This is a genomic window from Blastococcus mobilis, assembly GCF_900188025.1.
Lineage (GTDB): Bacteria > Actinomycetota > Actinomycetes > Mycobacteriales > Geodermatophilaceae > Blastococcus_B > Blastococcus_B mobilis.
Genome location: NZ_FZNO01000052.1, coordinates 1 through 11,481, shown reverse-complemented (window position 1 = coordinate 11,481; position 11,481 = coordinate 1). Strand labels below are relative to the sequence as shown.

Genomic DNA, 11,481 nt, shown 5'->3' with positions numbered 1-11,481 from the left:
AGTCAGGATCAGGCAAGACGACGGTGACAGCCTCAACGCTCAGCCGGGACCCCCTCGCCCACGCAACGGGCGAAGGTTGGCAGCCGCGGCACTAGCTGCGTGTCGCTGAGGGATCCGTGGGTCAGGGTCGCCCCGTCGAGGATGGCGCCGGTCAGGTTCGCCATGCGAAGGAAGGCGTCAGTCAGATTCGCCCCGACGAGCTCGGCACGAGTCAGGTTCGTCGCGAAAAGGAAGGCATGGGCCAGGTCGGCCCCGCTGAGGTCGGCGCCAGCCAGGTTTGCTCCGCGGAGGTTGGCGCCGGCCAGGTTTGTGCGCTGCAGATCGATGTGGCCCTCAGAGTCCACGGGCTGTCGGCGGCCGAGCACGGTGAGTCCCGCCTGCACGTCCTCGGCGGGATGATCCGGCGCCGACGAGGCAGAACCTTGCGTGGGCAGGGGCGGCCGCGGGCCGGCCGGAGCGTGTTGGCGGACGAAGGCGGCCAGGGTCTCCATGATGGTGGGCTGGTCGGCAGGGCTGTCGCGCATCAGGCGTTCCAGGGCGTAGATGCCGCCGAGACGGACCTCGACTTTCTCGTCGCCGAGTTGCTCGACAGCCTTGGAGTACCGGTCGGTGATATGGCCTTCCCGGCTGAGTCGGTGGGCATCTTGGCCAAGCCGGTAGGTGCGGGCGGTGTAGGCCAGACCGCCCGTGGCGCCGAGGGCGGTCAACATGAGTGCCAAGCCGGTACGGGCGTTGCTGATCGCCTGGTGCCGGTCCGCCGACTTCGGGATATGCGGGTGCTCGGTGAGCAGCGATGGCAGCACCCAGAGGACGAGCACGAGGGCGGCGACGGCGAAAAGCCCGGCGTACATGACAAGAAGCGGGCGACGCTGCCGCAGACGCTGGCGGACCGACTCTCGGCGCCAGAACGCCGCGGGAGCTGCCAGGCTCGCCAATCGCCGCGGTATCGGGATGACCATGGTCCCGGCGACGATGACCACTGCCAGTATCAGGCCAGCGACGACGCGCCACATCTCCACGTCGGCAGTCTGACGCGCGCTGGTCTGGGGATGCTTGTACCCGCGTCCGCCGTCATCCTTGTTGCTGGCACTCCAATATGGGTGACGTGGTGCCTCCTATGCCCTAGCCGATGGGTGGCCCCTGAGCCGCCTTTATGCCCATGCCGTACCCGGCGGAGTTCCGTCGTGACGTCATCGCCGTGGCCCGCAAGGGCTGGCGTCGGTCGCTCGCCGACCGGGAGGGCAGCTCGCCGGGGCGGCCGGCGGTGACCGCGGCGGTGGGGGAGCAGAGCCCTGGGGTGAACGTGGATCATGCTCTTGGGCGTCGCTGAGCCGCCGGCCGCGCCCGGGGCGGCTCTTGTTGCGTCACCGGTGCAACTGGCTAGGTGAGTCACCAGCTAGGCGTGTCCTGAGCGTCACTTTGACCTCGCGCTCGCCGCCCGCGGTGCTGGGCACGGCGGGCGTCGTGCCTCTCGCGGCAGACGACCAGGTGGGCTCTCGGCTGGGGCTCCCGTATGCAGCACGCCGCGGAGGTGACGTTTCTGGCGAGCCACCGTTTCTTCATGCCGCCGAGGTGGCCCGCCGACTTGTGGGAGGTGCCCGCCAGGTGCGCCGGTGGCACCCCATTGCCGGCGATCGCGCGGCCTGCGGTACCCGCCGGGCATCCGCACCAGACCGAAGGCGGAGCACGTGCCCGCCCGCGGCGACCCGGTCAGGAGCGCGGCCGACGTCGGCAGATGGCCACCGTCGGCGCCTGCATAGACGCACGGCGGCATCCCTCCCGTGGGGGAGTGCCCGGGCCTTCGTCTTCCGGCCGCGGAAAGGGCTCCACTACGGTCCGGCGGACGTTCGACCACAGAACGGGAGAATTCGGTGGACGTGCACAACTCAACGCCGGCGGGCAACTCCGGCGCGGCCGGGGACCAGGCCGCCACTACTGTGGCCGAGGCGATCCGTCGAGAGATCGCCGAGTCCGTCGCGGCCACGCTCGATGACGGCCGGCCGACGGGTGCCTACTGGCACAAGCTCGGCGTCGACACCGCAATGCAGGCTCGAGTGGCCGAGTCGATCCGCAAGATGCTCGTGTTCTTCACCGTGCTGGCCGTGCTGGGGCTGATCGCGGGGCTGATCATCGGCATCGTCACCGCAGTTCAGCTGCACGAAGCGCTCAACGGCACATCCGGCGTGGATTCCTTCTACCCCTGAGTCGCCGACCAGCCTGACCTCGCTCCACCGGTGCGCGCAATCGGGGCAGGATGCTCAGCGCCGGGGGTACGGAGTGCCGCTTCGTCTCGCGCGCGGTCACCCTTACACCCCGAGCAGCACGGGTGCTGTGTCCGATAGCGACGGCCGGGAGTCCCTGCGGGGTCAGAACTGGTCCACTGAGGCACCCCTGCGAGGGGTTCCTGGGTGTGGAACTTAGGACACCGATACCGCGCCGTGTAGCTTCCCTGCACCAGCGACGTGACGGGGAGCGCCGTGAATAACCCACCTGGCCAGCCGAGCCGGCCGCAGTACGGCCCGCCGCCGCAGAGCCACTGGCCCTCGTCGGCACAGGAGCACCCCTACCCCTCACGACAGCCCCCGCGCCACCGCCATTCACGCCGCCCGCTCGGCCGGATCTTGCTCGCGGCCGCCGGGTGCGTGGTGCTGGTCGTCGGCGCGTTCTTCCTCTTCACTGATGGCGTCAGGTCTGACCTGTCGGCCAGGGATCAGGAGCTGTGCGGCATCGTCCTGGACGAGGACGAATCGATCGGTTACCTATCGACGCAGATCGACGAGCTGATCGATAACAACGGCAACTTCTCGTCCGAAGGCGACGCCTACGCCTTCGTCGAGGTGCCTGTCCGCCGCTCGGAGCGCGAGCTGAGCTCCCGGATCGCCAACTACGATGAGCCTGACTCCGCTGGTTACATCGACGATCCGGAGCTGCTGAACGACGCGAAGGCTCTGCGGGACGTGCTCTTCGACTTGCAGCTTGCCGCCGATGGCGGTGGGCCGGTGGACTCGTCGACTCTGGACGCCACCCGGGAGGCTCTCGACGACGTGGTCGACACCTGCACGTCCTGAGCCAGGGGCGACCCGCGGAAGCGCCCCGGCCCGATCTCCCGGGCCGCGGGCGTTTCGGTGATGTTTCGATCAGGCGATCTGCTGACGGGCGTCCTCCCACCACTTCGCCGCGGTCGGGTCCATTTTGTAGACGTAGCAGCCGTCCTGTTCGTTCTTCCACTGCATCGGCCAGGAGACGCGCCCGAACGGCCGCTTCGCCGGCTTGCTTGCGCGGCCGCCAGCGTCGTCTCTGTCAGGGCCCCGTTTCGTGGAGCGCTTCTGCACCGGCGCCGCGGCGGTGGACGCCCCGCCGGTCCAGTATGTTGCGGACCGCGGAGAATGAGCAATTCCTGCACGATGAGCGCTCCGCCGATGGTGCTGGCGCCGTACGGCGCCGGGTGCGGGTCCCTGGCCCCGGGCTGCGAATGCCAGGTGGAGGTGACTTCGGTCCCCTTCGCCGGCATGCAACTCCGGTAAGGAGTCCGCGTCACCAACGAGCGCTGTGCGCTCAAGTGCGCTACGCCGCAAGGCCACGGAAAGCCCGGATGAACGCACGCAGCTGCGATAAGGCGCCGTTAGCGCATCCAGTACGGTTCCGATTCACGACACGGGGATGGGGAGCGATGCGTCGACAGGCTTTGGTGACCGCAGTAGCAGCACTACTTCTTGCAGGCTGCGGAAACGACGATGGCGATGCGGGTACCTCACCGGGGGCCGCCGCGAGCGCATCGGATGAGTGCGTCGGCTACGGGTGCAGCGACGAGCAGGACGCCGACCTCCTCAAGCGAGAGGCCGAGGCCTACACCGCATCGGTCACTGAGCCGGAAGGCAACTTCGTCGAGTTCCCCGACGGGCTCAAGGTGACGATCGTGTCGCTGGCGGTGCCCGATCCGGAGGTCTTTCGCCAGCAAGCCGACGGCGAGCAGCCACTCGTTCTGACCACGCGCTGGGAGAACACCAGCGCCGAGCCCATCGAGTTCGCAGACTACGACACCACCAACGCGAGATTGCTGTCTGGCCCGAATGGCTTCCAAGCCGACCACTACGCCGTGGGCGGCCCGGACACCGAGCTGCCGGCACGGCTCGTGCCCGGAACGACCTTCGACTACAAGATCTACTACTCGGTGCCCGACCCGAGCGAGCTCGAGTTGGTGTTCAACCCGAACCCCGAGGTGTACCTAGACTTCACATTCACCGACGTCGAGACGCTGCTCTAACGATCAGCGCGCCACGGGGTACAGCTCATGCGCTCACTCTGGCTCGCTCACGCAGTGCTCGCGGTTGGCTTGCTCGCCGGCTGCAGCACCGAATTCGAGCCTGCCGCGCCCGCGGCAACCACGCCGTCGGAGACATATGCCTGGGTGGGCCCCTCCGGGCTGGAAGTCGAGTCCGAGCAAGCCGCCCGTGCGGTGGTGCAGGCACAGCGTGCAGAAGCCGCACGGCTCGCCGCCGAGGCGGAAACGCGCGCCGCGGCCGAGGCAGCGGCAGCAGCAGCGCAGCAGGCGGCCAAGGATGCGGCGGCGGCCCGGCGGGCCGCCGCCACCAGTGACGCCGACAACGGCGCGGATGACGGCTACGTCTCCTCAGACCTCGAGGTTCGCTGCTCCGATGGCACAGCCACCGTCGAAGAGTGCTTCGGGCCGGGCTCAGACCTCAATGGCAATGGCATCACCGACATCAACGAGTGACCAGTTGCGCGGCCTCTGGCCGGCAGCCTGCGACTCCCCAATCCATGACACGAACGTGAGATCACATGTCCCGGATGCTTCGCTCGGACTTCGCAACCGCCTCCGTCGGCCTGGTCGGCAACGCCCATCGGAACAACCTGGGGCGCCTGCACGACTGGCTCATCGACGAGGTCGGTCTGCTGCCACACGCGACCGTCCTCGGGGTGGCGAACTACCGGCAGGGCTCCTTCGGCCGGCTGCCCAACCACATGCTTCTGGTGACCGATGAGTGGGGACTGCTGCAGGTTCGGTTGACGACGGTTGGGACTGATCATGCTGCGACAGCGGCCTGGCTGGTGAAGGCAAGTTCGTACTCGACGGGGGTGAGCTTGCCGAGTGCGCGCTGCTGGCGGCGTCGGTTGTAGGTGTGCTCGATCCACAACACGACTGCGTTGTGGAGCTCGTCGCGGGTGCGCCAGCGCCGCCGGTCGAGCACGTTCTTCTGCAGCAGGGCCCAGAATGACTCCATCGCGGCGTTGTCCCCGGCGGCGGCGACTCGGCCCATCGAGCCCTGCAGCCCGGCGGCGGCCAGGACCGCGCGGAAGGTCCGGGCACGAAACTGCGACCCGCGGTCGGAGTGCACCACGACGACTCCCTTGGGCCGGCGCCGGGCGACCGCGGTGCGTAGCGCCGTGACGGCCAGGCGCGCGGTCATCCGCTCGTCGAGGGCGTAGCCCACGATCCGGTTGCTGAACAGGTCCTTGATCGCGCAGCAGTAGACCTTCCCCTCGGCGGTCGGGTGCTCGGTGATGTCGGTGACCCACACCTGGTTGGCCGCTGCGGCGGTGAAGTCCCGCTGTAGGTGGCCGTCGTGCACGGCTGGGCCGGGCATCTTTCCGCTGCCCCGGCGGCCCTTGCGCACCGTGGTTGACCACAGCTTCTGCTGCGAGCACAGCCGCCAGATTCGACGTTCGCCGGCGCTGAGGCCGGTGCGCTGCAGCTCGTCGGCCAGGAACCGGTAGCCGAACTCCGGGTCGTCGCTGTGGGCGTCGATCAGGGCGTTGCTCAGGTAGGCGTCCTCGAGATCGCGCGGACTGATGGGTGCAGCCAGCCATGCGTAGTACGCCTGCGGGCTGAAGCCGAGCACCCCGCAGGTCAGCCGCACCGGGATGCCCTCGGCGGCCAGGTCATGGACCAGCGGGTAGCTCATTTTGGGAGCGAGTCCTGCGCGAAGTAGGCCGCGGCCCGGCGCAGAACCTCGTTCTCCATCTCCAGCCGGCGGAGCTTGCGGCGCAGCTGCACCAGCTCGGACTGCTCGCTGCTGGTCTGCCCGTCCACCACGCCGTCGTCGATGTCGGCCTGACGGACCCAACGGCGCACGGACTCCACCGAGATGTCGAAGTCGGCGGCGACCTCGGCCTGGCTCAGGTCACCTCGTCGGGCGACCCGGACGACGTCACGCTTGAACTCCGGCGGAACTTCTTCGGCACAGCGACATCCTCTCCGCGGGACCTCGTCCCACAGAAGCGGTGTCAACTCAAGCTGCAGCAGTCCCCGTGTCCTATCCGTCGCATTGACCTCGCGCTGGCCGCCCGCGGTACTGGTTTGCGGCGGGCGTCGTGCCGCTCGCGGCCGACGACCAGATGGGCTCTCGGCTGGGGCTCTCCCGCATGGAGCACGCCGCGGCGCTGACGTCTCTGGGGAGCCACCGCTACTTCATGCGACTGGCCCGACGTCGCACAGCGGCCATGCCCTCCTGACGCCGACGATGTGCAGGCGCCTGCGTCCTACCTGTCAGGACCCCGGTTCGCGCAGTGCTGCGGCGCCGGCGCCCCGGCGGTGGACACCGCGCCGATTCAGGATGTTGCGGACCGCGGGATCGCACACGGCTCCGGCCTGGGCCGACACCGCTGGGTGGTCGAACGTGGCTTCGCCTGGCTACACGCCTTCAAACGGCTGCGCACGCGCTACGAACGCCGAGCCGACATCCATCTCGGGCTTCTCCGGCTGGCCTGCGCGCTGATCTGCTACCGCCAATTACCGGTCGTTCTGAAATGACTTCTTAGAGCCGAAAGGGCACCAAGGGGGTAAGGCTCCCTTGGTTGCCCCGACCCTCCGGCAGATTCAGTCGCAGAGAGCGTCGAAGAACTGCGCGTTGTTGTCGGCGATCGGAGCGTTTTGACGGACGATCTCGCCGAAGTTCCCTGGACCACTGGCCGCGCCCGAGATGGCCTGCCCGTTCTCCCTACAGCCCTGTTCGCCACTCTGCCCGGGCGTCGTTGACGGAGGGTCAGCGCTGGCCGCGCCTGGGGCTAAAACCACCAGCCCCAGGCCGAGAAGAGCAGCCGAAGACCAACGTCGAACACTCATGCCATCCCCCAGATGATCACTCACCGTGCGTGCTTGGTGCGAAAAACCTAGCGGCCGCCAGTGAACGCGGACAAGGGATGTAGCTACCGGCTCCAGACCGCGTCCCTCCTGAAGGGGACTGCGGCCTCTAACTGGGTGTCCCTAACGGGAGGACGTCGCCGGCGGAGTCGGCTGTTGCCCGGGGAAGGATCTTGTTCTACCGCTTCAGCAGCTTGTTGCGCCGGCGCAAGCTCCGCGGGGTCCACGGAGTCAACTGAAGTCTGGGCACTCCCGCCTGGCACGTCCTCCGCTACCGAGACACGGCGAGTCGAACATGTGGATCGCGACGGCTGCGTCGGGATGGGACGAGAGGATTGCTCCGTGAGCGAACAGACCCCCGAGCTCGAGACGTTCATCGCCTACCGCTTGAACCAGTTGGCTGAACGCAACGAACACCACAAGTTCGAGGACATCGCCACGCGCATCGCCCGCAAGCGCATCAGCGCCAACATTCTCGTCGCCAACGGCCCGGTCAGTGCCGGTGGCGACCAGCAGCGTGACTCCGAGTCCTACACCACCCGCATCCCCGACGAGCTGCCCCACTCGGCCGGCTTTTCAGCTTCCGCTTCGGCGTTACCTGTGGTGGTGGCATGCACGATCCAGCGGGAGGGGTTGAGGGCGAAGGTACTGGCGGACCTTGCCGGAATCTGCGCTGAAGGGGCAGCGCCGGTCGATCTCGTCACGTTCTTCAGCGTGCACTCGATTCCGGAGGCGACGACTCACGAGCTGCAACGGATCGCGCGGGAAACGTATGGGGTGACGCTGAACGTCTTCAGCGGGATGAAGGTCGCCACGATGCTCGCCGAGCGCGACCTCGTATGGGTAGCACGGCACTACCTGGAGTTGCCGTCCTCGATGGTGCCCGAGCCGAAGGGGGACACGGCCCCGGAGTGGTACGAGGAGTTGCTGGAGCATCTGCGCCGCAACCGTGGGCCAGCGGCCTTGACTCCGGCGACTCAGGGCGAGGTCTCTGAGGGTTTGCGGTTCGCCACCTGGGACAGGGAAGCGAACGCCGACCTACCCGAGTGGTTGGACTTCATGGGCGCGTTCCTCGCTGATGACGACGCCGGCGAGGACAGCGAACTGGTCTTCCGGGCCTGCTACGAGATGTCAGTGGCCCGGTTCCGCGGCATGGGAGTCGCAGCAGGAGTCGAGGATCTCATCCACCGCGCCATCATCTTCGCGTGCTCAAGTGAGCATCCGAACATCCTCGATGACGCCGTGACCCTCGCGTCGTACTGGGGGGTGATGTGGAGCGCCGGCGTCGCACAAGCGGAAGCATCCGAGATTGCTGAGGCGGGCGAGCGTCTGCGGATCCATGTCGTGTCCGAACTGGATGCCACCGATGTTTCCTCCCACCCGGTGCGCGCCGCGTCGCTGACCGGCACCCTGGCGTTCCTGCACCTTCTGCCCAGATGGGTGAAGGCTGAGGAAGAACGCGGCCGCCCGGAGCCGGTCGCAGTCGCCGCGAACGTCGGCGTCAAGCTCGACGAGTTCGACGTCGATACCTCCTACCTGGCCGAGGGCGACTTCGTCGACCTCGCCGGCGCTATGAACTACCTCGACCAGCTCGTCGACCTGCTTCCGAACGCACGCCCGTACTCGGTCAGGAGTCTCAGTCGAGTCTTCACGATGTTCGCGCCGGCTCTGTCGTCGCAGTCGAACTACGCGAAGGTCCGAGATGGGCTGGACGCCGCGATCGCCGCCGTGGAAGGTGACGCCGCGACCGCGGACAAGTGCCGAAACCGCGGTGTGGCGTTCGTTAAGGCAGGCAAACCGCTCGAGGCATTGGCCGAGTTCCACAACGCGAAGGTGAACTGGTTCCACGGCGAGTCGCTACTCGGGTCGGTACTCACGATGCGCTACATCGGAAACCTGTACCGCGACCTGGGACTGACCTACGCAGCCAAGATGTACGCCTGCAGCGCTGCGGTGATGGCGAACCAGAGCTCAGATGACCCCGTGAAGGCACACGTTCCGAAGGCTCTTCTCGAGGCCGCAAGGGCCGCACAGGCCACGGGATGTTGGGTCGACGCAGCGCAGCTGACTGAGGTCGCTTTGCTCGCCCAGAACTCGCTCTCCACTGACCCCTTCGACTACGACAAGCACCCCGAGTTGGAGAGGCACGAACTGAACGAGCTGATGGAACTTGTTGCCGTCCGCGAGTTCTGGCCGGAACTCGAGCCCTTGTTTGAAGCGGCCCATCCTAGAACCGGTTGGTACGAGTACCTTGCCGAGCAGGCCTCCAAGCAAGACGATTCCATGCCGCTAGATGAGGAGCAGTTTCAGAAGCTCGCGTACGAGCAGTTCGCGGGCCCTGTGCTCGCCGACCTGGGGCCGCGACGCACCATCGACTTCCGTGCACTGGGCGTCCGGTGGGTCTTCACGTTCGACAACAACCGCACCACAGTCCTGACCGCGGAAGGTTTCTGTGCAGCCTTTCAGGTCCTCCTCGCCGACATCGCCCGACTCGACCCGGTCATCATCAAGACCACTGTTCGAGCGTCCATCGAAGTTGCAGCCGGCGCCTCACACCACGTCGATGATGTCGACATCGACGACTATGAGCCCGAAATCAAGGCACGCATCACACTGTCCGATGTCACGTCGGACTTCGACGAGATCTCCCGAACCATGGTGGCGACCTCCTTCCAGCTCCTTGGCCCGGTTCATGTGCGACCTACCGATGAGCTTCACGCGCTCCTGGAGCCACTGATGCGCGACGGTATTCCGCACAAGGTCACGGTGGCGCGGCCGTATCAGGACTCCGCAGACCTCATGCCAGAGGAGCACTACGGGCGGTGCGCGGCGGCCGAGCGTCCGTCGTCCTCTGATGGGTTCGAGCCTGTTGAGAACGAACACTTGGCGGCATCCACGGCAGCAGGGCCCGACTACGATCGCGAGGACGCGCTCGAACTCATCCACCAGCGGTACGAGGTCGCAGATAAGGCCTGGAGGTTCTCACTCGCCGACATCTTGGCGGACGACCGCGGCCGAGCGGCCGTCGCTCGACTCCGAGAGGATGGCTGGCTCGACTGGCAGATATTGGTCGCGATCGTGAACGTCGGACTCAACTGGAGGATGCAGTGGGAAGGCCTCGCTCCACAGACTGTGAGCCCGCAGCAACTCCGCCAAATCGGCACCCAGCTAGAGGCGCCAGACGGACCCCGGCTGCCGCTTGAGCTCGTACTCGACCAGCTCGACTTCGGCATGGTCATGCAGACCGCCACCGTCGCTCAAAGGTGGAAGCTGCGTGGTCGCAACGAAAGGCCCGGCGAAGGCGCGCTACGGGACCTCCTCACCCGCAGGTACCACTACGCCGAAGACGACGTCCCACACCGGGACCTGCTCGACTGCCTCGACGATTCGGGGAACCTGCTATCCATCCTCGACACCGCTCCGGAGAACTAAATTCCGCTGACAGTGTCGGGCTCGGTCGTCGCCCCCGTGTGTCCCTAAGCGGCCCAGGGGCGCGTCGGCCAGGGTCCTCGTGGTGGGTAGCTATTTGGCCGAGCAGCTCATCGTGGCCCGGGCTCGTGCGCGCCGGTGCCCGCGAGGTGGTTCTTCCTAGTGATCAACTTTGTCATGGGCGGCCAGTCCGACAGGCGGTTGGCGGCTTGTGAGACGTGGAAGGCCACCGTCGGGAGCGCAGCGTGGTCCAGTGCACCAGCATCGCCCTGTGCATCGACAAGCCACCTGAGGAACGCCAGATAGCGCCACCAACGGATAGTCGCGCCGATCTCCATCGCTGCAATCGCGAGCAAGGGAAGCAGGGCGTACCCGATCATCGGAAGCCTCCGAGTGCTTTGGGACGCGCCTGGCGACCTGCCCGGCGTGTGGTGCTACACCGGAAAAAACGCTATAGCTCACCGGTAGCAACAGGCCATGCCGTCGAGGATGGTGGACGAGGAGTCGCTACTCCGGAGGCAATTGACGTCCTTCACTTGAGTTTCTTAAACAAATCCCTCAGAACACCTTCAGGCGTCCTCCCCCTAGTTGAAACACATGAACATATGGGTAGGCACGGTGGTTGCTACAGGGTCCACGCCGTGGCCTGGGAACGGAGATCCGCTAGACCGTTGTCCTCCCTGTGTCCTGGACACTGGCCAACCTGGGGCGGACGGTGCCAGGCGCCGACGAGTCGCCGAGGCCCTCGGCATGCGGCTGTAGCGGGCAGCGGCGCTCGGCGACCTGGTGGCAGGGCATAACGCGAGGGTCGCCTGAAGTCGCCCCGAAGCCGCCTTTAAGGACACATGCGTCTAGCTAGTGCCGCGGCTGCCAACCTTCGCCCGTTGCGTGGGCGAGGGGGTCCCGGCTGAGCGTTGAGGCTGTCACCGTCGTCTCGCCTGATCCTGACT

9 protein-coding genes and 1 pseudogene are annotated in these 11,481 nt (G+C 66.8%); 7 read left to right on the top strand and 3 right to left on the bottom strand.

Features of this window, described 5'->3' with window-relative positions; genetic code table 11:
• Positions 1-32: 32 nt before the first annotated feature.
• Positions 33-1,013, bottom strand: coding sequence for a pentapeptide repeat-containing protein (locus CHB94_RS23800; RefSeq protein ID WP_089339025.1), 981 nt, complete (start codon positions 1,011-1,013; stop codon positions 33-35).
• A 146-nt stretch (positions 1,014-1,159) separates the two neighbouring features.
• Here CHB94_RS23800 and CHB94_RS25505 point away from each other — a divergent pair, with 146 nt between their 5' ends.
• The 5 genes from CHB94_RS25505 (at position 1,160) to CHB94_RS23775 (ending at position 4,735) form a co-directional block, all read left to right on the top strand.
• The gene (locus CHB94_RS25505; RefSeq protein ID WP_176445732.1) at positions 1,160-1,330 is read left to right on the top strand and encodes a hypothetical protein; all 171 of its coding nucleotides are present in this window, start codon (positions 1,160-1,162) and stop codon (positions 1,328-1,330) included.
• A gap of 541 nt (positions 1,331-1,871) precedes the next feature.
• On the top strand, positions 1,872-2,204 hold the full coding sequence (locus tag CHB94_RS23795) for a hypothetical protein (RefSeq protein WP_089339024.1): 333 nt from the start codon (positions 1,872-1,874) through the stop codon (positions 2,202-2,204).
• Between the two features lie 438 nt (positions 2,205-2,642).
• Entirely contained in the window at positions 2,643-3,068 is a 426-nt protein-coding gene (locus CHB94_RS23790; protein WP_089339023.1) for a hypothetical protein, read from the top strand.
• Positions 3,069-3,688: 620 nt separating this feature from the next.
• Positions 3,689-4,264: a hypothetical protein gene (locus CHB94_RS23780; protein WP_089339021.1), complete on the top strand. Its 576-nt coding sequence runs from the start codon at positions 3,689-3,691 to the stop codon at positions 4,262-4,264.
• Positions 4,265-4,291: 27 nt separating this feature from the next.
• Entirely contained in the window at positions 4,292-4,735 is a 444-nt protein-coding gene (locus tag CHB94_RS23775; protein ID WP_141137639.1) for a hypothetical protein, read from the top strand.
• 310 nt (positions 4,736-5,045) lie between these two features.
• On the opposite strand, the gene CHB94_RS23770 is transcribed toward CHB94_RS23775, so the two are convergent.
• Positions 5,046-6,238 (bottom strand): IS3 family transposase gene (locus tag CHB94_RS23770; RefSeq protein WP_089339026.1). Its coding sequence is split into 2 segments (ribosomal slippage): positions 5,046-5,932 and positions 5,932-6,238, totalling 1,194 coding nucleotides; the frame shifts between segments, so codons are not numbered across the junction.
• A gap of 339 nt (positions 6,239-6,577) precedes the next feature.
• Between CHB94_RS23770 and CHB94_RS23765 the strand changes: the two are divergent.
• Together CHB94_RS23765 and CHB94_RS23760 are read left to right on the top strand one after the other, a co-directional pair.
• Positions 6,578-6,772 (top strand): annotated as a pseudogene (locus CHB94_RS23765) (transposase); the annotation flags it as partial.
• Positions 6,773-7,444: 672 nt separating this feature from the next.
• Positions 7,445-10,534, top strand: a complete 3,090-nt coding sequence (locus CHB94_RS23760; protein ID WP_089339019.1) for a hypothetical protein — start codon at positions 7,445-7,447, stop codon at positions 10,532-10,534.
• Between the two features lie 107 nt (positions 10,535-10,641).
• On the opposite strand, the gene CHB94_RS23755 is transcribed toward CHB94_RS23760, so the two are convergent.
• Entirely contained in the window at positions 10,642-10,911 is a 270-nt protein-coding gene (locus tag CHB94_RS23755) for a hypothetical protein (RefSeq protein ID WP_089339018.1), read from the bottom strand.
• Positions 10,912-11,481: the final 570 nt, after the last annotated feature.